At 63.4% G+C, this 22,640-nt stretch carries 17 protein-coding genes; 10 read left to right on the top strand and 7 right to left on the bottom strand.

Going from position 1 to position 22,640, the window contains the following annotated elements:
- Positions 1–18: 18 nt before the first annotated feature.
- The 6 genes from JGU71_RS01480 (at position 19) to JGU71_RS01505 (ending at position 7,971) form a co-directional block, all read left to right on the top strand.
- Positions 19–783, top strand: a complete 765-nt coding sequence (locus JGU71_RS01480; protein ID WP_199701269.1) for an NRDE family protein — start codon at positions 19–21, stop codon at positions 781–783.
- A 76-nt stretch (positions 784–859) separates the two neighbouring features.
- Positions 860–2,008, top strand: coding sequence for an acyl-CoA dehydrogenase family protein (locus JGU71_RS01485; RefSeq protein WP_199701271.1), 1,149 nt, complete (start codon positions 860–862; stop codon positions 2,006–2,008).
- Positions 2,009–2,030: 22 nt separating this feature from the next.
- The gene (locus JGU71_RS01490) at positions 2,031–2,657 is read left to right on the top strand and encodes a TetR/AcrR family transcriptional regulator (protein ID WP_307829446.1); all 627 of its coding nucleotides are present in this window, start codon (positions 2,031–2,033) and stop codon (positions 2,655–2,657) included.
- Between the two features lie 107 nt (positions 2,658–2,764).
- On the top strand, positions 2,765–4,561 hold the full coding sequence (locus JGU71_RS01495; RefSeq protein ID WP_199701275.1) for a peroxidase family protein: 1,797 nt from the start codon (positions 2,765–2,767) through the stop codon (positions 4,559–4,561).
- A 2-nt stretch (positions 4,562–4,563) separates the two neighbouring features.
- The gene (locus JGU71_RS30320; protein ID WP_199701276.1) at positions 4,564–5,889 is read left to right on the top strand and encodes a cytochrome P450; all 1,326 of its coding nucleotides are present in this window, start codon (positions 4,564–4,566) and stop codon (positions 5,887–5,889) included.
- A gap of 45 nt (positions 5,890–5,934) precedes the next feature.
- Complete coding sequence (locus tag JGU71_RS01505) at positions 5,935–7,971, top strand: CocE/NonD family hydrolase (RefSeq protein ID WP_199701279.1); 2,037 nt, start codon at positions 5,935–5,937, stop codon at positions 7,969–7,971.
- Positions 7,972–7,979: 8 nt separating this feature from the next.
- Here JGU71_RS01505 and JGU71_RS01510 read toward each other — a convergent pair whose 3' ends face one another.
- A complete protein-coding gene (locus JGU71_RS01510) occupies positions 7,980–9,464 on the bottom strand; it encodes a TIGR03560 family F420-dependent LLM class oxidoreductase (protein ID WP_199701280.1) in 1,485 nt (494 codons plus the stop codon).
- A 95-nt stretch (positions 9,465–9,559) separates the two neighbouring features.
- On the opposite strand from JGU71_RS01510, the gene JGU71_RS01515 reads away from it, so the two are divergent.
- Entirely contained in the window at positions 9,560–10,417 is an 858-nt protein-coding gene (locus JGU71_RS01515; protein ID WP_199701282.1) for an oxygenase MpaB family protein, read from the top strand.
- Here JGU71_RS01515 and JGU71_RS01520 read toward each other — a convergent pair.
- The 4 genes from JGU71_RS01520 to JGU71_RS01535 all read right to left on the bottom strand — a co-directional run bounded on the left by JGU71_RS01520 (position 10,414) and on the right by JGU71_RS01535 (position 17,551).
- Positions 10,414–11,244, bottom strand: coding sequence for an alpha/beta hydrolase (locus JGU71_RS01520; RefSeq protein WP_199701284.1), 831 nt, complete (start codon positions 11,242–11,244; stop codon positions 10,414–10,416). The genes JGU71_RS01515 and JGU71_RS01520 overlap by 4 nt on opposite strands.
- Before the next feature lie 37 nt (positions 11,245–11,281).
- Positions 11,282–12,289, bottom strand: a complete 1,008-nt coding sequence (ligD, locus tag JGU71_RS01525; protein WP_199701286.1) for a non-homologous end-joining DNA ligase — start codon at positions 12,287–12,289, stop codon at positions 11,282–11,284.
- Positions 12,286–13,386, bottom strand: coding sequence for an ATP-dependent DNA ligase (locus tag JGU71_RS01530; RefSeq protein WP_199701288.1), 1,101 nt, complete (start codon positions 13,384–13,386; stop codon positions 12,286–12,288). Before JGU71_RS01530 ends, ligD begins: the two co-directional genes overlap by 4 nt.
- A gap of 241 nt (positions 13,387–13,627) precedes the next feature.
- On the bottom strand, positions 13,628–17,551 hold the full coding sequence (locus tag JGU71_RS01535; RefSeq protein WP_199701291.1) for a PDDEXK-like endonuclease domain-containing protein: 3,924 nt from the start codon (positions 17,549–17,551) through the stop codon (positions 13,628–13,630).
- A 110-nt stretch (positions 17,552–17,661) separates the two neighbouring features.
- On the opposite strand from JGU71_RS01535, the gene JGU71_RS01540 reads away from it, so the two are divergent.
- The 3 genes from JGU71_RS01540 (at position 17,662) to JGU71_RS30325 (ending at position 20,185) form a co-directional block, all read left to right on the top strand.
- Positions 17,662–18,144: a GtrA family protein gene (locus tag JGU71_RS01540; RefSeq protein WP_233528562.1), complete on the top strand. Its 483-nt coding sequence runs from the start codon at positions 17,662–17,664 to the stop codon at positions 18,142–18,144.
- 11 nt (positions 18,145–18,155) lie between these two features.
- Positions 18,156–18,998, top strand: a complete 843-nt coding sequence (locus JGU71_RS01545; protein ID WP_199701292.1) for a leishmanolysin-related zinc metalloendopeptidase — start codon at positions 18,156–18,158, stop codon at positions 18,996–18,998.
- A 137-nt stretch (positions 18,999–19,135) separates the two neighbouring features.
- Positions 19,136–20,185 carry a GGDEF domain-containing protein gene (locus JGU71_RS30325; protein WP_199701295.1) on the top strand — a complete coding sequence of 350 codons (1,050 nt, stop codon included), beginning with the start codon at positions 19,136–19,138 and terminating at the stop codon, positions 20,183–20,185.
- A gap of 16 nt (positions 20,186–20,201) precedes the next feature.
- Here JGU71_RS30325 and JGU71_RS01555 read toward each other — a convergent pair whose 3' ends face one another.
- Together JGU71_RS01555 and JGU71_RS01560 are read right to left on the bottom strand one after the other, a co-directional pair.
- A complete protein-coding gene (locus JGU71_RS01555) occupies positions 20,202–21,026 on the bottom strand; it encodes an SDR family oxidoreductase (protein ID WP_199701296.1) in 825 nt (274 codons plus the stop codon).
- The gene (locus JGU71_RS01560) at positions 21,023–22,570 is read right to left on the bottom strand and encodes an aldehyde dehydrogenase family protein (protein ID WP_199701297.1); all 1,548 of its coding nucleotides are present in this window, start codon (positions 22,568–22,570) and stop codon (positions 21,023–21,025) included. The genes JGU71_RS01555 and JGU71_RS01560 overlap by 4 nt, the downstream gene beginning before the upstream one ends.
- Between the last annotated feature and the right edge of the window lie 70 nt (positions 22,571–22,640).

The raw sequence follows: 22,640 nt of genomic DNA on the forward strand, positions 1-22,640 counted from the left end.
AAGGGCACGATGAAAGCTATGTGTCTCATCCTCCTCGGCTGGCGTGCTCATCCCGACATCCCGCTGCTCGTCGCGGCCAATCGTGACGAGTTCTACAAACGGGATGCTCAGCCGCTGCACTGGTGGAGCGAGGGTGGCGTCCTCGCTGGACGCGACGTCTCGGTCGAGAACGGCGGAACCTGGATGGGAATTTCCCGAGCGGGACGGTTCGCGGCTGTGACCAACGTTCGGATACCGGACGACGAGGTCGTGGATGCGCGGACCCGTGGCGAATTGGCTGTGAACTACCTGCTTTCGCAGGCTGATCCGGGGTCTTTCCTCGCGGACTTGGCGAAGGAAGGGCACCGCTACAACGGCTTCAACTTCCTTGTCGGCACCGAGGACGAACTCTGGTGGTACAGCAACCGTTTCGAGGCCCCACGACCGCTCGAGCCTGGCGTGCACGGAGTATCGAACGCAAGCCTCGATACGCCGTGGCCGAAGGTTGTCGACGGTGTCGAGGGCTTGACCGCCGAGTTGGCCCGAGATACCGGTCGGGTCGAGCCTTACCTAGACCTGCTGTCGAACCGAACACCTGCACCGGACGACCAGCTTCCGCACACCGGTCTCGGTCTCGAACGTGAGCGCGCCGCGTCCGCGGCGTTCATCAACGTGCCTGGGTACGGCACGCGGGCGAGCACGGTCCTACGTGTTAGGTCCGATCGGACGTTCGTCGTCACCGAACGCAGTTTCGACGAGCGCGGCACGACGGGCACAGTCGAGATCGAGGGCCACTTCGACTGACCGCCAGTTATTGACAACCTGCCAATAGGGGTGAGACGCTGGGCGGAGTCGATCTGCATCAACCCTGGAGGTTCAGTTGTCTGTTCGTGCGCCGTGGAGCGACGACGAAGTCGAGGCCGTCCGCGAGCTGGCGACCTCGTTCTTTGCCAAAGAGGTCGTCCCGAATCGCGAGAAGTTCATCGCGCAGGGTTATCCCGACCGCAATCTGTACAACCGCGCAGGCGAACTCGGCCTGCTGTGTCCGGCGATCCCGGCCGAATACGGTGGCGGCGGTGGCACGTTCGCGCACGAGGCCGCGATCGTCGAAGCGCAGATCCGAGCGGGCGACGACTCGATGGGACTCGCCGTCCACAACCCGATCGTCGCCCCGTACATCTATCACTACGGCGACGAGGAACTGAAGAAGCGCATCCTGCCGAAGGCAGCCAGCGGCGAGGCCGTGCTGTCCATCGCCATGACCGAGCCAGGAACGGGTTCGGACCTGCAGAACATCAAGACCCGCGCGGACCGCGACGGTGACGAATACGTCATCACGGGCTCGAAGATCTTCATCACCAACGGCCACCACTGCGACGTCGTCATCATCGCGGCCAAGACGGATCCGTCGAAGGGTGCTGCGGGGGTCTCGCTGATCGTTGCCGAGGTCTCCGACGACACACCGGGATTTCGGCGCGGACGGGTGTTGTCGAAGATCGGCGGCAAGGCGCAGGACACCGCCGAACTATTCTTCGACGGGCTGCGGGTTCCGGTATCGAACCTCCTCGGCGACGCCGAGGGCCAAGGGTTCGTGCAGTTGATGCAGCAGCTTCCGCAGGAGCGCCTCATCACCGGCATCATCGCCGTCTCGATGATGGAGGCGGCCGTCGAGATGACGCTCGAGTACACCAAGGGACGCGAGGCGTTCGGAAAAACCCTCTTCGGCTTCCAGAACACCAAGTTCGAGCTCGCCGAGTGTGCGACGATCGCCCGAATCAGCAGGGTGTTCCTCGACGACTGCATCCAGAAACACCAGGTCGGCGCACTCGATGTGCAGACGGCTGCGATGGCGAAGTACTGGCTCACGGACCAACTCGGCGTCGTTGCCGACCGGTGCCTACAACTGTTCGGCGGCTACGGATTCATGACCGAGTACCCGATCTCGCAGATCTACACGGGTGCTCGGGTACTGCGCATTCTGGCAGGTAGCAACGAGATCATGAAGGACCTGATCAGTCGGACCCTCTGACGGAAATGGGAAAGTAGTGGTTGTGAGCACCACGGATACGAGCATCACCGAAACCCCGCGCAGGCGCAGGCTCGAACCGGACGAGCGCCGTGAACAGATCCTGGACTGCGCGATCAGGATGTTCGGTGAGCGGCCGTACGCTGCGGTATCGACGTCGGACCTTGCGAAAGACGCGGGCGTTGCGCGTGGGCTCATCAACCACTACTTCGGCACCAAGCGGGATCTCTACCTCGAAGTGGTCCGTGCCATGGTCGGTGTCCCGCCGATGGAGACGGTGAAGCTGCCGACCGGATCGGTTCGCCATCGCGTCGGGGTCAGCGTCGAGTGGTTGTTGAAGTCGATCGAAGCTCACGGCGCGACGTGGGTGGCGGTGACGGGGTCCGAAGGCGTCGGTGCCGATCCTGAAGTGCAACGCATCCTCGACGACGCCGATCAAGCCGCTGCCGAGCGTGTCCTCGAAATTGTCGGAATCACCGGCGAACCGCACCGCGACGAGCTGATCGCGATGATTCGCGCCTACGGTGGCATGGCCAAATCCGCGGGCAGGGAATGGATCGTTCGCGGCTCGCTGACCCGCGACCAAGTGGGGACGATGCTGACGGACCTGCTCGTGACGCTGATAGCGGAGACGTTTCCCAAGCTGCGGTAGCGAATTCCCGCGTGTGATGGTGATCACTCGGCGTACGCTCGACTCGCCCGTCGGGTGCCATCCAGCCCTGTCGGCCCGCCGGGCGTGTCGGAAGATGGAGCACTGCCATGGGTCGTCAATGGTACGAATATCCTTCGCTCGCTTTGCAGTTGGCCAGCTTGGGCAAGCTGCGCGAGGATCTGCGCAAGGACAACCTCTTCGAAGCGCCAGGCATCAGACCGAAGGTCGAGGTCGCCGAGCCGCCGCCGGAAGTGCTACGAGCCAGAACACCCGACGGCACCTGGAACGACCTCTCCGATCCTGAGATGGGCGCCAAGGGCACCGGATTCGGTCGAAATGTCCCGTTGGCGAAGACGAAGCCAGACCGTGCCCGTTTGCTCGATCCGAACCCTCGCGACATCAGCGAAAAGCTGATGGCCCGAGATACGTTCAAGCCCGCGGGGATCATCAACGCGCTCGCAGCAGCGTGGCTGCAATTCGAGAACCACAACTGGTTCTTCCATGGGTCGGGCGTCGAAGACGGCGCGATCGAGGTCCCACTGCGGGACGGCGACGAGTGGCCCGGCAACAGGATGCTCATCCGGAAGACGCCCCTGCTCGAGGGGCAGGGGCCGGCCAACGGCAACGCGCCGATCTACGTGAATCAGGAAACCCACTGGTGGGACGCGTCGCAGATCTACGGCAGCGGACCCGAGCGGCAAGCGGAGATCCGCACGTTCGAAGGTGGGAAGGTCAAACTCGGCGACGATCTGCGACTGCCGCACAGCGACGAGCCGGGCATCGATCTCACGGGTATGAAGGAGAACTGGTGGGTCGGGGTCGGTCTGCTGCACACGCTGTTCGCGCGTGAGCACAACAGTGTCTGCGACGCGCTGCACAAGGAGTACCCGGAGTTCGACGATCAGCGGCTCTTCGAGATTGCCTGGTTGGTGGTTGCCGCGTTGATCGCCAAGATCCACACCGTGGAATGGACGACGTGCGTCCTGCGACACCCGGCACTGCAGATCGGCATGAACGCCAACTGGTACGGCGCGCTCGGCGAAACGTTCAAAGACAGGCTTGGACGAGTCGGTGACAGCGAAATATTGAGTGGCATCATCGGATCCTCGACCGACCATCACAGCGCGCCGTTCGCGCTCACGGAAGAATTCACGTCGGTCTATCGGATGCATCCACTGATCCCCGACGACTGGGAATTCCGCTCCCTTGCCAGCGGTGAACTGTTGGAGCGCGCGTACTTCACCGACATTCAAGGTAAGTACACACGCGACTTCATGGACCGCTACGAGATGGGCGACATGTGGTTCACCTTCGGCGTTGCCAGCGCCGGTGCTGTGTGCCTGCACAACTACCCGAACGCATTACGCAAGTTGACCCGGGTGGACGGTCAGGTCACAGATCTCGCGACGTTGGACATCGTGCGCGACCGCGAACGAGGAGTGCCGCGCTACAACGACTTTCGTGAGGCGATCAACATGCCGCGGCGCAAGTCGTTCGCCGACCTCACCCCGAACAAGCAGTGGGCCGCCGAGATCGCCGACATCTACAAGGGCGACATCGACCTCGTCGATCTGCAGGTCGGCATGTACGCCGAGAAGCCGCCGAAGGGATTCGGCTTCTCCGACACAGCTTTTCGCATCTTCATTCTGATGGCGTCGCGGCGCTTCAAGAGCGATCGCTTCTTCACCAAGGACTTCCGGCCCGAGATCTACACCAAACTGGGCTTCGATTGGGTCAACAACACCACGATGAAAGACGTTCTGTTGCGCCACTATCCAGAGCTGGCGCCGGCCGTGCAGGGAGTGGATCGAGTGTTCGCACCATGGGGCAACGCCCCGGAATCGAAGAACCCGATCAGTCGCCTCGCCGGCACGGTCAAGGCCTACATGCCGTTCGGAGACTGACAGTGGGAAAGTCGATACCGTCCGCGTCGACCATCGAAGGCGTCCGTTTCACTGCTCAGGTTGCCGTTCCGAACGTCGTGCAGGGCTTGTTCCGGCGCCGCAAGACGGTGACGGGCGTCGCCACCAAGGTCGATGCGGACAAGTTGGCCGTGCGCTTCTACGAAGGGCTCGTTCGCAAGTTCGACAAGGGACCGTTTTATATCCGGGTCGGTAAGGATATGTCCGTCATCGTCCATCGACCGAGCGATATCAAAGCGGTGCTCGATGGTTCCCCACACCCCTTCGCTGCGGATCCGGAAACGAAGCGGAAAGGAATGTCGCACTTCCAGCCTGATGCGCTGACGATTTCGAGGGGGAGTGTCTGGGAGAACCGTCGTAGATTCGCGGAGGCCGTACTCGACACCGGCAAGCCGCTGCACCGGCTCGCCCAAACCTTTCTCGGTGTCGCGTACGACGAAGCGGACAGGCAGGCAGCGGAGGAATTGAACTGGGATCGCGTCAACGACGCGTTTCGCAGAGTCACCCGCCGGGTCATCTTCGGCGACCCGGCTGCGGACGACGAGGAGTTGTCGGACCTGCTCGGAACCCTGATGGACGAGGCCAACAACACGCCGAGCGAGGAGTCGGAACACTTCGCCCCGTTTATGGCGAAGGTGACGAGCTATGTCGATCAGGCAGCGCCAGGCAGTTTGGCAGCGCTTGTCGCGGAGGCGCCGCACGACGAGCTGACGAGCCCGGCGGGTCAGGTGGTCCATTGGATGTTTGCTATGGGAGATACGCTGCCTGCCAATGTTTTTCGTGCGCTCGCCGTGATCGCAAGCGACGGCGACGTCGCATCGAAGGTGCGCGAAGAATTGTCGACGCTCGACCTCGACGAGGCGTCGAGCGTGGCCGGAGCGACCTACCTCGCTGCATGTCTGCAGGAGGCGATGCGGCTCTGGCCGACGACGCCGTTGTTCGGACGGGTCACAACGATGGAGACCGCGCTGGCCGGCGATTCGGTGCCGGAGGGAACGCAGGTGTTCATCTTCAATCTGGGAAATCACCGCAATCGTGATCGCATCCCGTACGCGGACCGATTCGCCCCCGAAGAATGGATATCGGGTTCCGCCGCGCAGGACTGGTCGTTCAATTTCTTCAGCCACGGTGCTCAGGATTGCCCGGGTTCGGGCTTGTCGATATTTCTCGGAATCGCTGTGCTGGCGCGACTTCTCGTGAGCCACGATGCGCAGATCGTCGGAAAGGTACTCGACACGACAAAGGCGTTGCCGCACACACTCGACATTTTCGACCTACGAATCCGGCTGGAGTCGCGCTCGGTGGGTTAGCCTCAGTCCAACTTCCCTCTCTGCAGGACGGATCGGTCGGGGCTGATGAACAACGGTGTTGGTTGGCGTTTGCGTGCGTGTGTAGTGGTTGTCGCCGCGGTGATGGTGTCGGCGTTCGTATCGCCTGGCGCACAGGCGGCGCCGGACGGTGGGGCAGCGGGGGTCGCGTGGGCTGCGGTCGCAGACGGTCCGCAGCAGTATCCCGGGGTGCACATCGACTGGGACGTGCCCATCACGATGAGCGACGGCACGGTCCTCAAGTCGAACGTCTATCGCCCGATGGACGCCGCCGGCCGGATCGTCGATACGCCGACGCCGACCATCGTCAACATGACGCCGTACACGAAGCTGATCTCGATGATCGCGGATTCGGCAGGGTCGATCCCGGGCCTGTCCGACGTGCTGCTGCAGTTGTTCCGTGACATCAATTTCTCCGGGACCCCGTTCGACGGCATCACCGACCTCACCCGCGCATTCGGCGGCGGATTGATTCGCAGCTTCAGCGTCGACCGCTCACTCATTCAGAGTGGATACACCCAGGTCGTCGTGGACGTCCGCGGAACCGGTTTCTCGCAGGGCATCTGGCAGGTGTTCCAGGAGCGCGAGCAGCAGGACACCCTCGAAGTGATCGACTGGGCAAGCAAGCAGCCGTGGTCGGACGGCAAGATCGGGATGACCGGTGTCTCGTACTCGGCGATCAACCAGGTCAAGGCGGCAGCGGCGCAACCGCCTGCGTTGAAGGCGATCTTCCCGACCGAGCCGGGAGGCGATCTGCTGCGCGACATCCTTGCCACCGGTGGCGGCTTCGGTATCGGCTTCATCCCGTTGTGGCTGGCCGCGGTGAACCTCACCAAGCTCACGCCCGACATGGTGTCGATCCTGCAGGGCAATTTCGACTGGAAGTGGCTCGCCGACCGAGCGGCGAGTCCGTTGACGTTCTTCGACATGGTGATTGCCGCGCTGACCGTGCCGAGCGTGGATCAGATACCGCCGAACCTGCAGGAGCTGTTGCAGGAAGACAGTTCGCTGCGGCAAGGCATGCTCGTCGAGCCCGAGAAGATCAAGATTCCGACGTTCGTCATCGGCGGTTGGCACGATATCTTCACCAACTCCGAGCCCAAGATCTACAACGCGATCGACGTTCCGCCGGGGCAGAAGCAGCTGATCATGGACGACAGCTATCACATCAACCCCGGCGCCGGTTTCGGTTCACCCGGTTACCCACCGCGCTTGGACGTGCTGCAGCGCGCGTGGTTCGACAAGTGGCTCAAAGGCATCGACAACGGAATCGACACCTACGGTCCGATCACCTCGTTCCAACAGGGCGGTTCCTGGACCACGACCGATCAGTTCCCGCGCGCAGGTATGAACTACGAGCGGATGTATCTCTCGGGCGCACCGAGCGGAACGACCAACACCAGCCTGCACGACGGCAGCCTGGGCAGGCAGGAGCCGGGTGGCTTCACTCGACTTACGGTCGGACCGGGTCTGGCAAGTCTGTGCTCCCGCGACAATGCGCAGATCACCGCAGGTGCGTTGGCTATCTTCTCCGGCTGCGCCAAGGATGGTCGTCCGCACGAACTGAACGGGCTGACCTTCACAAGTGCACCGGTCGCGGAGCCGACGTTGATCTCAGGACCCGTCAACGTGCACCTCAACACCGTGCTCGACGCGACCGACGGCTACTGGTCGGCGACGATCAACGATGTTGCGCCGGATGGTCGTTCGACCGTGTTGACGTCAGGACAGATCACCTCGTCCCTGCGGGCCATCGACGAATCGAAGAGTGCGCGATCGAGCAACGGTGACCTCACCGATCCGTACAACATCCTTACCCTCGACACCCGTCAGCCGATCGTCCCCGGTCAGCCGACGGCCATCGATATCGGACTGACCGCCACCGACGCGGTACTGCAGCCGGGCCACAGGCTTCGTGTCGACGTGTTCGCGAGCAACTTCCCTCGTGGCATGCTGCTGCGTCCGCTGCTCAACGAGAGCGAACTGAAGCCGCAGCATCTCGACCTCGATCCGAACGCGCCGAGCTACGTCAACATCCCGATCGGTGGTCGTCCAGGCTGGTGACCGGGGAGTTAGCGAAACCGCTCGATCACCTTCGCGGCGAGTTCGAGCGGTGCCGGGTCGGTGAGGTTTGCGATCCGGACCATCACCTCGGCAGCTCCTGCGTCGGCGAGTTCGCGAAAACGGCCGACGTGGTCATGGACCGTTCCTGCGTTCACCGACGTCGCATAGCGGGCCGGTGTCCAGCGACGCGGCCGCATCGACTCCACGAGTTGCTCGACGTCGTGTCGGTCGGCACCGATGAGAACCGTTGACAGCTGGGTCATCTCGACGTCGGCAGGGCTGCGGTCCAGTGCGATGCAATGGTCGCGGAGGACGCCGGTCTTGCGGCGCACGTTTGCGGCGTCACCGAAAACGTTCGCCGCATCGCCGTAGTGAGCGGCGAGACGCAAGGTGCGCTGTTCACCGGAACCGCCGACGATGATCGGCAGCCGCGCCTGCAGCGGTCGTGGGTAACACGACGTGTCCGCGATGGTGAGGGTTCGGCCTTCGAACGGTTTGGCGCCGGGTGCCCACATTCTCGGCAATGCTTGGAGCGCGTCTTCGAGCGATTCGTATCGCTCGCCGGTCGATGGGAACGGCAACCCGTAGGCACGGTGTTCGTCCTCCCACCACCCGAGCCCGAGTCCGCAGACCGCTCGGCCCGAACTCAGGACATCGAGCGTCGCAACGATTTTCGCCAGATGCGCAACATTTCGGTGAGTGATGCCGGTGACAAGGGTGCCGAGCCGGACGCGTTCGGTACACGCGGCCAGGTAAGCAAGGGTGGTGTAGCTCTCCAGGAAGTCTTCCCACGGTCTGCCGATCTGCGGAATCTGACGGAAATGATCCATGACGTAGATGGCGTCGAAGCCTGCACGTTCGGCGGCCGTCGCGATCTCGCGGAGGTGCACAGCGGTGTGCTTCGATCCGCCGGGAAACGTGAAGCCGGTGAGATGCAGGCCGAAGCGTAATCGGGTCGGCGTGCTTGTTTGACGTTGTGCTGCGGTTGCTGCGGTCACGAACGGCTTTGCGACAAGGCGTACAGGCTGTGGACGGAGAATCTCGTCGAAGCCTTCGGATTCGAGGGTGTCACGCACGGCGCGCCAGGTTCGCAGTTGCCTGTCGAGCGCGTCGGCCGGTATCCGCTTGGCACGCGACCTGTTTCGTTGTTTCGCTTCCTCGGCGTCGATGTCGAAGGCGACGGCGATACACGCAATGCCGGCTTTGCGTGCGGCTGCCACCCAGGCGAGCCGACGCGTCTCGTCGAAGCCGAGTGTGTCGATGACCGTCGTAAGGCGACGCGCGATACGTGTTGTCACAACGGTGTCGAGTATCGCGAAGGCGTCGGCACTTGCCGTGATGTCGTCCTCGCCCGAGCCGACCAATGCTCGAAGTCGGTCGCTGGAGACGATGGTCGCGGGCGGGAAATTGGCTGCCGCCCAGGTGGATTTGCCTGCGGCGCCGGGTCCGATCAGAACGACGACGCTTGGGTCGGGGAGCGTTCGGACGTCCATCGTGGCAATAGTAGTTCGGTCGTTGACACCGATAGATACGATGAGAGAGTATTGGTGTCACTGCATCAACGACGACGCAGTAGGGAGAAGGCATCATGTCGATTGCCAGTGCGTCGGATCAGGTCGCTCCGTTGGAACCGAACCCTGATTTCGACCTCGACCCGTACATCTATGGTGTTGCCGCCGTTCTCGGTGGAACCGCCAACGTGATCATGCAGCTGAGCAGCGCACCGGTCGGCTACGGGGTGGTGGAAAGCACCGTCGACAGCGGCAAGGTCACGAAACATCCGATCAAGCGGGCGCGTACGACGATCTCGTATCTATCGGTCGCGTTGTTGGGCACCGACGAAGAACGGCTTCGATACCGCGAGGCTGTCAACACCTCGCACCGACCCGTGCACTCCGGTCCGAACAGTCCCGTCAAGTACAACGCGTTCAGCCCCAAGCTGCAGCTGTGGGTGGCTGCGTGCCTGTACAAGGGCCTGGAGGACACCCTGCTGGTAATGCACGGCCCGGTCGAACCCGCCGCGCTCGACCAGATGTATCTGCACTCGGCGCGGTTGGCGACGACCCTGCAGGTGGATCGCAGCATGTGGCCGCGTGACCGCGAAGCGTTCGGCGAATTCTGGGAACGCTCGGTGGAAGAGATCTCGATCGACCCGACGGTCCGCGAATACCTGTACGGCCTGGTGATGTTCGACTTCCTACCGCTACCGATCAGAGCGTGGCTCGGTCCGGCGCAGCGGTTCGTCGTCACCGGGTTTCTGCCACAGCAGTTCCGCGACCAGATGGGATTGTCGTGGACTGCCCGCGATCAGAAAATTTTCGACCGATCCATGGGCGCGATCGGTGCCATCACACGTCGGCTTCCGGGACCGCTACGAAAGTTCCCGATGAACTTCTATCTCGCGGACCTGCGGTTGCGTATGCGGTTCGACCGACCGCTCGTCTAGAGGTGGGCTTTGAGCCACGCGACCAGGTCGTCGATGACCGTCGCCTTCTCGGGCTCGTTGAACACCTCGTGATAGAGACCGTCGTAGATTTTCAACGTCATGTCGGGGGACGAGACCCCGTCTGCGACGACCTGAGCGCCGATCGGATCGACGAGTTTGTCTGCCGAGCCCTGCAGAATCAGCACCGGAAGCGAGAGCTGCGACAGGCGGCCGCGCATGTTCTGTGCGGTCGCAAGTACCTCGGCGCCGGTGCGGACCGGCAGCCGGCCGCGAAAGTTGAGCGGATCGGTGTCGTAGTCGTGCACCACCTTCGGGTCGCGACTGACTTCCGACGAATCGAGCTGCAGCACAGGCAGATTCGGTAGCAACCGAGACAGCACGGGCGCGGCGGCGCGTTCGATGGACGATCCGACCGTGATCTCGAGTGGTGGCGCAGACACGACCAGACCGCGGAGGTTGCGCGGCGACCCCGTCACGTACTGCAATGCGACGAGGCTGCCCATGCTGTGGCCGAGCAGGAAGATCGGCAGACCGGGATGTGATTCGCCAGTCATGCCGATCAGAGTGTCGAGGTCGCTGACGACTCCGGCCATCCGGTCGATGTTGGACCGATTGCCCGCCGACTTGCCGTGGCCGTGATGGTCGATCGCATACACGGCATAACCGTTGTCGGCCAGTTCGTTTGCCAGGTGTTCGTAGCGGCCGCTATGTTCGGCGACGCCGTGGGAGATCACCACGACCGCGCTGACGGACTCAGGCAACCACGACTGCCAGTAGATGCGGTCGCCCGCTGCGCCGGTGAAATTGCCTTCGAGATGTTGTGTCACTACTGGCTCCGTTTCTTTGCCGCCAGGCTACGTCTATTCAGGTCTTCTTGGCACGGCTCGGCGCAACGCGTGGTGGTTCGTTCGGCATTTTGGGATAGACGGGTGGCCATGGCGCGTCCATCATGCCGTTGGCCATGTCTCGATCCGACATCTCGAGCAGCGGTGCGATGGACTGTGGATTCGTGGCAACCCCTGCCCACGGATCGACGCCGTCGGCGACGCGACCGGGGACCGTCACGATCGTCAGTTCTTCGGGGACAACCGTATCCAGCTCGTCCCACGTGATCGGGGTGGAGACCTGTGGGCTGACTTTCGGCCGGACGCACCATGCGCCGAATACCGTTTTGTGTGGTGCGTTCTGGTTGAAGTCGACGAAGACGCGGGAGCCGCGTTCCTCTTTCCACCACGCGGCCGTCATCTTGTCCGGGTGCCGCCGCTCCAGCTCGCGGGCGAGCGCCACCGCCGCCGCGCGGACCTGGTAGCTGTCCCAGTTCGGTTCGAGCGCGGCATAGATGTGCAGACCGCGGGAGCCGGAGGTTTTGACGTGTGCGTCGATACCCAGCTCGGTGAGCAGCTCGCGGGTCAGGACGGCACCTTCGCGCAACTGCTCGAAGCCGATGCCGGGTGACGGATCGAGGTCGATGCGTAGCTGGTCGGCGAACTCAGGGGTGTCCGCGTGATAGGGCCAGACATGAAATCCGATGCAGCCCAAGTTCACTCCCCAGATGATGTGGGCGAGGTCGGCGGCCACGAGGGCGTCGCTGGTCGTCCCGTTCGGCGTCGACACCTCGGTTGTCGTCAGCCAGGACGGCGCAGATTTCGGGACACGTTTCTGAAAGAACGACTTGCCGCCCGCTCCCTCGGGGTGCCGCTCGAGCAGCAGCGGTCGACCGCCGAGCGCGGCGAGCAGCGGAGTTTTCACTGACTCGTAGTAGCGAACGACGTCGAGCTTGGTGTGCCCGGTCTTGGGGAAGAAGATCTTGTCCGGACTGGTAACGGTGATCTGGTTGCCGCCGTCTTCGATGATGATCGGGTCGTCGCTCATGGTGTGGTTGCTCCCTTGGTCGCCGCCGCGGCTTCGTCGAAGATTGCGGAGAGTTCTGCCGGTGCTACTTCGTCGAGTTGAGCGTAGGTACACGACTCGGGGGTTCGGTCCGAGCGGAATCTGACGAGTCGACCACCGTGCCGGAAGCGTCCGGACATCACGTGCTCGTAGCGAACCTCGGCAACCAGTTCGGGTCGCAGTGCTTCCCAGGACAGGTCTTTGGTCCCGGTCCAGCGGCTCACTCCGCCGGGCATCTTTCCGGTCGCCTGCGCTTGGGCATCGGCCCATTCCCGCCATGGGTGGTCGGCTAAAGCGTTGGCGCGCAGCGGGTCCAACTCGGTGACGAGTTCTTTGCGCCGGGCTGCGGTGAAACTGCTCGCGACGCCGACGTGGTGCATCCGGCCGTCGTCGTCGAACAGGCCAAGCAGCAGCGACCCGACGCCGACACCGTCCTTGTGCCAGCGAAAACCTGCGACGACACAGTCGGCCGTGCGTTCGTGCTTGACCTTGAGCATGACGCGCTTGTCCTGCTGATACGGCAGGTCGAGCGGTTTGACCATGACGCCGTCGAAGCCGGCGCCCTCGAATCGGGTGAACCAGTCCTGCGCGACGTCGGCATCGGTGGTCAGCGGGGTGAGGTGCACTCGTGCGAGCGCGGTGTCGATGATCTCTTCGAGCCTGCGTCGCCGTTCGCTGAAGGGTTCGGGTGTCAGGTCGGTGTCGTCGAGCGCGAGGAGATCGAAGGCGACGAAGCTGGCCGGAGTCTCGTTGGCCAGCTTGCGAACTCGCGATTCGGCTGGATGCAGCCGTTGCTGCAGAACGTCGAAGTCGAGTCCCTTGTCGGTGACCAGCACGATTTCGCCGTCGACGACGCACCGCTGGGGGAGTGCTTGGGAAAGTAGCTCGACCAGTTCCGGGAAGTAGCGTGTGAGCGGTCGTTCGTTTCGCGAGCCGAGCTCCAGTTCGCCGCCATCGCGGAAAACGATGCAGCGGAAGCCGTCCCATTTCGGTTCGTAGCTCATGCCTGCGCCGCGGGGGATTTCGGGCGCAGCTTTTGCGAGCATCGGTTTCACGGGAGGCATCACGGGGAGGTCCACACCGACGATGCTAAGCGATTGCTCACGCGGCCCACAGGATCTCGATGACCGCGTGCTCCCTTCGGGAGATGTCGATCCTCTGGTGGGGGACCGGTTTCGGCAGTGGTGGTGCAGTGGAGCGGTGTCGATGCCCGGTGGCACGGCGGTGCATCAGGTTGCACCGATTCGCGTCGGTGTGTGACCGATCGACTGCATCCCGACCCCGTTGTGTGCATCCTGACGTCACCGCGACGGTACCGATTTACAGCCGCACCCGTGAGTAGCGCAACGCCTTGTCGAACCTCGCCCGGATTCGGGTTCCGCTCTTGCCGAATCCGAGTGCTGCCATAAATTCTCGGTACAACTCGTCGTTGTCACGAATGACGCCGTCGGAGCTGATCCAGATCAGGGCGGCGACAAGCTCGCCGTCGCGGTAGTCGGTGATCGGCCTCCCGGACTCGACGGGCAAAGCGGCGGCATCAACGGCAAGAGCCCGGTAATACGCCGCCTGCGCCCTGGCAATGCAGGCCTCGGAGTCGGTGAACCAATCCGTCGCCCACACGCGGTGGAACGACCAGCCGAGCCGGCCGAGTTGCTCCTGGCGAAGCCTGTCGCGGTCTCGTGCGGTCGCCGACGAGTGATAGCTCGGACCGTCGGCTTCGATGGCAAGCACCCGCCGGTCCGGATCGTCGGGATGTGCTGCGGCGAAGTCGATCCAGTGCCCGGCGACACCGTACTTGGCGACGACGGGCACACCCGCTGCGACCAGTCGATCGCGCACAGAGACGTCGAAAGGCGTGAGAACAGGACGCGTAGGCCCACTGTCGAGTTGCTCGCCGCGCGCCGCCGCGTACTGCAGATAAGCGCGCAACATGGCGACACCAGGCGCCGTCGACCGTTCGGGATCCATGTCGTTGTGGCTGAACGAACACACCAACGTCATCCGACTGCGTGCACGCGTGATCGCGACGTTGAGGCGACGATGCCCACCTTCTTGGTTGAGCGGTCCGAAGTTGTGGCTCAGACTGCCGTCCGGCCGCTTTCCGTAGCCGATCGACAGAATGATCGCGTCGCGCTCGTCACCCTGCACACGCTCGAGGTTCTTGACGAAGAAGGCCTCACGCGGCGGGTCGTCGAAGAATGCGCGCAGCCGCGGCTTGGTCCGCAGCCGCTCCCGCAGCCTGCGGTCGATCCGTTCCATGTGGTTGATGCCCATGGTGATCACGCCGAGCGATTCGTGCGGACGGTTCGCCGCGTGATCGAGGATCTTGGCGACCACCTTGTCGACCTCGGCGGTGACGCTGTCGTCGTCGGCAACCGCTGTGCGCGCTTGCCGAACGAGCTCCAGCGACAGGCAGTCTCGGCCTGCGACGCCGGGGAATGTCGTCAGTGAGTTGTCGTACACCCACGCATTCGAGAACGCGATGAGCCGCTCGTCACGGCTGCGGTAATGCCATGTCAGTGCCCGGGTCCGGTCGCTTCGCAACGCGGCTGTAAGTACGTCGAGGATCGACTCGAAGCCAGTCGTCAGCGCCATATTGATACTGCCGTCGTCGTTGACGACGTTCTCGCCGGTGTCTTCTGCGTCGACGGCGAAGAATTGCGTCGGTGGCAACTGCTTTCGATCGCCTGCGACGACGACGCTGCGTGCTCGGGTGATCGCTGCGATGGCGTCGGCCGGAATGATCTGACTGGCTTCGTCGAACACGACGACGTCGAAGTAGGGCTTGTCGCCGGGTAGGAGATGGCTGACGACCAGCGGGCTCATCGCCCAGCACGGCTTCATCGCCATCGCGAGATCCGGTGCTGCGGAGAACAACTGGCGCAACGAGAGATGGCCGCGCTTGCGCGCTGCCTGGGCGGCGATGATCCGGGCCTGCTCCGGGTGGGCGAGTTCTGCTGCGGCAGCACGTTTTCCGACCGCGTCGCGGACTCGTTGGCTCGATTCCCGGATGTGGCGGGCGTCGATGTCGCGAAACTCGGTGGCATGGGAATCGTGCAGTCCGGCATCGAAATTGGCAATCAGCGGATCGTCGAAGGCGACTCTGTCGAGAACCGATCGATACCAGCACATTTCGAATGCGGCGGCGACGGCCTCCGGGTCGAGTTTGCGTGAGCGGAGCTCGGTGAGCAGCGGGTCTAGGCCTGTTCTGCTGAAGCGCGAAGCCAATTCGTTGATGCGGGGGAGCTTTCGCAGCGACCGTTCGTCGCGGGCGAGCGCTGCGAGAGTCTGCGTCAACAGCGGTCGTGGCATGGCGTCGAAATCGACCCAGCTCAAATGTCTTCCGAGTATCGCCAACTCCGCCCGCAGCCGACCCAAACGGTTCTGCGCGCCCGCCAACCCGTTCGGGACTCGCGGATTCCCACCGTCGAGCGTCAGCGCCGCCCACCGCCTGCGCACCTCGAGAGCCGAAAGTAGGCCGGCGTGCAACACCTTTCGATTCGGTTTGCCGTCGCCGATCCACAGCGCAACTGCGGCCGAGCGATCCTTCGGCAATTGGCGCGGCGCTGTCGCTGCGACCAGCTCATCGAGGGGTGCCTCGAAAACCTCGGGCCGAAACTGCCGCAGGACTGCAGCTGCCTGATCGAGAAAGCCGAGCAATTCGACCCAGCCCGCAACGGTTTTCGCGCCGAGCAACCCGGACTGCGTCGCGACCTCGTCGAGTGCGCGCCACGCTTCGGGAGCCGTTTTCGAGTGCAGTTGGACCGCTGCCCTCATCGCATGTTCTGCGGCGTCCGCGGCAGCGATGTCTGCACCGGCCCACGCAGTGTCGGACGCGCTCATCGTCAAGCCGCCGAGTCCGGCGAATTCGGCCAACTCCTCTCTGATCCGTCGCATCGCGATCGAATCGAGCGCCGACACCGCAGCTCCGCCGAGCCGAACATCGGTTTCCGCTGCCGAACCGTACTTTGCCGAAAGGCCCAGCAACGCACTCTGCGCCTCGTACACGCTGACATCCCAGGGCTGGCGGCGCCGGTTCATCGCTTCGTCGTGTGCATTGAGTTGGTCGCGCCGAACGACGAGGCGTTCGTGCAGCGCGAGTTCGTCGTGTGCAGGCGCACCGACCTGACCGAACCCGCTGGTCAAGGTCTGCACGAGGCCCGACCTCGACCCACCGCCGTCGTGCACGTCGAAAACGACGTCGCCGAGTCCGACCCCGTCGAGTCGATCGAGGACCGCAGAGATCGCCGCGCGTTTCTCGGCCACGAAGAGCACACTCTGACCGCGGGCGACCAACGTCGCGATCATGTTGGCGATCGTCTGACTCTTCCCGGTGCCGGGCGGCCCGGAAATCACCATCGATTGGCCTGCGACCGCCGCGTTGATCGCGAATGTCTGCGACGAGTCCGCGTCGAGCACGAGGAACTCGTCGGCAGGCGGCATCCGATCCGGGTCCTCGATGCCTACCGGCGAGCCGGCTGACGACAACGCCTGCGCGGCATGTCGATTGCCCGCAATGGCGGCGACGACGTCGTGGTCGATCATCGCGGCCAGATTGGCTTCCAGATCCTCGACCATGGGCAGCTTGGTGTAGGAGAACGTGCCGAGAACGCGACGGTCGTCGATCGCGAAACCAGCTATCGACCCCGCGCGATGGGCAAGCCGGTCGAACACGGGGCGCGGATCGAAACCCGAACCGTCGAGCAATCCGGCGAGCTCGTCGCCGTCGATCGAGACTCTGAACTGCTCCGCGAGTAGGTGCAGCAACGCCGGGTTGACGACGGGCGAACCCGTCAGTTCGATCTCGAAATCGTCTTCGGCTGCTCCGGTCGCCGTGATCGTGGCTTCGAGCAGCAGCACCGGCGCCGCGGGTATTGCCGCACCCTGGGCGTTGCGCCACGTCGCCATCCCGACGGCGAGGTAGCAGATTGTGATGCCACGCTCCTCGAGCGCTTCGCGTGCCTTGTTGCGGATCGCACGGAGTCGCTTCATTCGGTCGGCGAGCAGGTGCCTGCGGTACAACCGGGACAGCGTCACCGCCTGCTTGCCGAGCAGTGCCTCGACAGCCACTGGATCGGCGTCTGCCAGGTCGAGCGTTCCGAAGCGAAGGTCGCGGTAGAACAGCAGCTGATTCCGCCAGCTCAAGTCGATCAGTTGGCCTCGCCAGGTGGCGACGGCACTCGTGACCTGACGGGCACGCTCCTGCGCAGCGCCGACCTCAGGTTTCGCTTGGGTGGGCTGCATGGGTGCTGACTCGCTCCTCTTCGTTTGTGCGGACCTAGCGTACGAGGCGGAACGCAGTTTGCTCACCTCGCCGTCGTCTTCCGGTCATCTCGCATTGTCAGGCTGGGGTAATGACGGCCACAGCGACCACGGTCGACACCTTCGCGAGAATGTGCGAGGCGGTTGTCCGCCGCCTGCCGTTCGGGCTCGATCGAATCGTCGCTCCGACACTGCTCGGGTTCGCGTGTATCAACTCGTTCACTTTTGCGGTCGATCTACTGCTGCTGACGGTATTCCACGGGCTCTGGGACTGGCCGGTTCCTGTGTCGGTCACCGTTGCCTATGTCATGGCGTTCGCGCTCAGCTTCGTGCTGAATCGAACCTTCAACTTCCGTTCGCATTCTCCGGTCGGACGGCAGGCGGTTCGATACGCGATCGTCATCGCGATCAACTATTTCGCGTTCATTCTCGGTGTCGGTACCGGTCTCGTTGCGATCGGACTCGAATACCATCTCGCGCGTCTCGTTGCCGGTGGCTGCGAGGCGATCTTTATGTATCTCGCGATGCGGTTCGTGGTGTTTCGCTCGACGGCGCATGGTGCGCTGTCCGAGTAGGGTTGCGGGACATGGCCGTTTACGAGATGTATGTCGCACGCGCAGACCCGACCCGCGCAGCCGAACTCGCCGATACGACGTCGCCGTTCACGATCTCGGTGCGATTCGTCGGGGGCTTGACGGACACACAGAAGGCGGCATTCGCCACGGCGGCCGATCGTTGGGCCACGGTCATCGTCGGCGATCTGCCGAGTGTGAACGTCGACGGTGAAGCCGTCGACGACCTGCTGATCCTCGCCCAGGGCGCAGACATCGACGGCACCGGTCGCATCCTCGGACAGGCAGGACCGACGCACCTCAGGCCCGTGTCGTCGGCACCGGATTCACAACTGCCTGTCAAAGGCATCATGTCGTTCGATATCGCCGACCTGGCCGAGATGGAATCGAACGAGACCCTGACCGACGTCATCACACACGAGATGGGCCACGTGCTCGGTATCGGCACCCTGTGGCGGACGAAAGGTCTGCTCGCCGGCGCCGGTACCTCGAATCCGACCTTTACCGGTCCGGCCGCGATGGGGGAGTATCGGACGCTCCGCGCGGCTACGACGTCCGTCGCCGTTCCGGTCGAGAACACCGGCGGGCCAGGGACAGCCGAGGGTCATTGGCGCGAGACCGTGTTCCGAAACGAGTTGATGTCGGGCTTCATCGCTGAGCCAGGCAATCCGCTGAGCAGGGTCACGGTGGCGAGTTTGGGCGACCTCGGCTACCAGGTCGATGTGGAGGCAGCAGACGCTTTCACCCTTCCCGACCTGATGGCGATTGCCGAAGCCGGCGGTCTCGTTCCACACCTGGCGCCGATCGGACGAGGGATGGTTCTACCGACAGTTCCCATACAGCTGCCCCAATCGTGACGATCTGACTGCGCCGTTTTGTCGACATTACCGCGCGAAGCCAGCAACAATGTGGACAGCGTTCCTGCACGGTAAGGACGCTGCCATTCGAATATCGGCAGGTGGGATCGGGCCTCCTGACTTTCATTGGGGGTGTTGTGCGCTCGAGTGACGATGACCCGTCCGAACCACGACGCCCGGGGTTCGACTACCGGATGTTCGTCAGAGCGCTGACCAACCTCCTGCTACTGCCGGTCATCGTCGTTGCGTGTGTGACACCGGATGCGATCCGGCCAGGTTCGTATCCGGTAGTCGCGGCAATCGCAGTCTGCGCGTGTACCAATGTCGCGCTGGTCCTTCGTTTCCGAGAGTTCGACACCAAGGTGTACGGGCTGATAGCGGTACTGGGAACAGCCGCGATCACCGCGTCGTCGCTCGTTCTCACCGACCCCGCCGCCGCACAGGTCGTCTTAGGAATTCTCGCGGTCGTCACAACCAACGTTGCGGTGTCCTTCTCGCCCCGGGTTGCCGCGATCACGGTCGCGATCTGCCTGGTGATCGGCATTGTCGTCACGACGGTGCGAGCCGAGTCGTTCGTCACGGGGGCCATGACGATCTGGGTGTTTGCGATCATCCTTGCTGTCCCCACCGCGACGGTTGTGCGGCTGCGCCAACTCCTGTCGTCGGCATTGGAGTCGGCCGAATACCGTGCCAGCCTCGACCCGCTGACGGGCTTGTTGAATCGTCGCGGACTGCTGACCGAGTTCACCGCGATAGCGAGTCGAGCGGCGGCGTCCGGGCGGACCATCGCGGCGCTTGTCATCGACGTCGATCGTTTCAAAGACTTCAACGATCGCGAAGGCCATGCGGCAGGCGACATACTGCTGCGGCGTCTGGCCGACACGGTGAAGGTGACGGCGTCGGATTCGGCCGCTGTCGCTCGTATCGGCGGCGAAGAATTCGTCGTGATTCTCGACGCTGATCTGGTGACTGCCGAAGGTGAAGCCGAACGCATCAGACGGACGATTCAGACCGTGTCCAATCACGAAGGTCTGACGGTCAGCATCGGAGTGACGGTGTCGGAGGTCAACAGCGACGACGTACACGGCGCGACGCTGTACCGCCTGATCGACCTCGCCGATCGCTTGATGTACCGGGCGAAGAACGCCGGCCGCAACACTGTGGTCGCGGCCGGCGCCGGCTTCTGAACTACGCAACGTGACGTCAGACGTCGCCGCGAGCTCGCGCTTCGTACGCTGCGCGCTGGGCGGTGTCGACGTTTTCGAGGAAGACGTGGTCCATTCCCGTTTTCTTCACGATGAACTCGCTCACGGCAATCGGCAGGAATTTTGCCGACGCGACGAGAAGTCCGGCCAATCGCGTCACCGCAACCCGCCGCCGAGGCTTCTCGATCAGCGAAACGATCGCATTCGCGATGTCCTCGGGCTCGGCGTTCTTGAGGCCCTTCGCGCCTGCTGTGCCTGCAGTGAGTTCGGTATTGGTGAAGGTCGGGAGGACCGTCGAAAACGACACACCCTTCTCTCGATACTCCATGCGCGCAGATTCGGTGAACCCGATGACCGCATACTTACTGGCGCAGTAGGTCGCCAACCCGGCCGTCGGAGTCTCGCCCGCAAGGGACGCGATGTTGATGACATGGCCGCTACCGCGTCGCACCATCCGCTGCGCGGCGAGCTTGCTGCCCAGCACAACTCCGTACACGTTGATGTCGAGGATTCGCCGGGTGACCCGGTCCGGCTCGTCGATGACGCGCCCGGTCGGCATGATGCCTGCGTTGTTGATCAGCACATCGATCGGGCCGAGCTGCCGTTCGACCTCGTCGAGAAAGGTCGTGAACGATTCGGGATCGGTGACGTCGAGTTTGCCGTAGACGTCGAGCCCGAGTTCTGTTCCGGATTCCTTGACGGTCGTCTCGTCGACGTCGCCGATCGCAACCTTCGCGCCGAGGCGATGCAGCGCCGTTGCCGTCGCCAACCCGATTCCTCGTGCACCACCGGTGATGACGACGACTTTGCCTTCGACAGTCATTTGCTTCCCCCGAAGCCGAGACGGCGACGCAGGCCACGCGCACCGGAGGCACGCATAACAGCCATCGCGAACTTCACCTTGGGCGGTGAGTACGGGAACCAGATCAGTTCCTTTTGTTGCGTCGGCATTCGTGGTGTGGTGATCGCCTGGACGCGGCAGTACTTCCGCACACCGGCCGCGCCGCCCCATCGTGCGCCGACGCCGGACTCCTTCCAGCCGCCCATGGGCAGTGCGAAGCTGAACAGGTTCGCACCGGAGTCGTTGATGTTCACCGCACCAGCCTCCAACTGCCGTGCGACGCGGTCACCGCGCTCTTTGTCAGTGGTCCACACCGTCGCCGACAAGCCGTAGACGGAGTCGTTCGCCATCCGGATTGCCTCGGCTTCGTCGGCAACCTTCATGATCGGCAACGTCGGGCCGAACGTCTCTTCGCGGATGCAGCTCATCGAATGGTCGACGTCGACGAGGACCGTCGGTTCGAAGAAAGTGCCTGTCGCGCCGGGCTTTCCGCCCACCGTAACGCGAGCACCGGCCGCAACGGCTTCCTCGATGTGCCGGGCAACTATGTCGCGCTGGTTGGCGTTGGCAAGGGCGCCGACATCGTGGCGATACTCGCGACCGTCCTGGCCTTGCCGCAGTTCCCCGACATGTTTGGTCAGCTTCGCGACGAATTCGTCGTACACGGGCGCTTCGACGTAGACGCGCTCGACCGAGATGCAGACCTGGCCCGAGTTGAACAGGCCGCCCCATGCGATTCCGTAGGCCGCACGGTCGAGATCGGCGTCGGCAAGTACCAGTGCGGGATCCTTGCCGCCGAGTTCGAGGCTGTAGGGGAGCAACCGTTCGGCACACGCCTTCGCGATCGCCTTTCCGGTTCGAGTCGAACCCGTGAACTGGACGTAGTCGACGTTGTCGACGACGGCTGCGCCTGTCTCGCCCAACCCGGTCGCAAGTTCCAGTACCGGCGGCGCGCCGATGGCCTTCCAGCCACGAACCAGTTCCGCACCGCCGAGTGGCGTCACCTCGGACGGCTTGAGCAAGACGGCGGCACCGGCGATAAGGGCCGGAATCACGTCGAGGCCCGGCATCGCGAACGGGAAGTTCCATGGCGTGATCACGCCGACGACCTGATGTGGGCGGTACACGGTCGTCAGCTTCTTGACCATGCCGAGCGGGTTGTGCGGTGACGGATGCTCGTCGGCGAGGAACGCCGCTGCATTCTTTGCGTAGTAACCGATGAGATCGGCCACGAAGGGTGGCTCGATGCTGGCGTCGACCCGAGGCTTGGACGTTTCGGACTGCACAACATCGACGATGTGGTCGGCGTTGTCGAAGATCCAATCCTGCAGTTTCAGAAGCCATTCCGCGCGACCCCGTGGTCCGATCGCCTCCCACTCCGGCTGGTACAGCCGTAGTTCGCGGACTTTCGCCGCCACGTCGTCGGCTGTTTCGATGGGGACCGTTCCGACCGAGCGCCCGTCTGCGGGGTTGTGCACCTCGATGATCCGAGGGTCGGCTGTCGGTTTTGCGTCGGCTGTGGTCATCGTCGACCTCCTGCGTCATTGTGTCTTCGCTGTGATTCAACACACTCGACTATGAGATTGACACAATTTC

It is taken from the genome of Antrihabitans stalagmiti (genome assembly GCF_016482825.1).
Lineage (GTDB): Bacteria > Actinomycetota > Actinomycetes > Mycobacteriales > Mycobacteriaceae > Antrihabitans > Antrihabitans stalagmiti.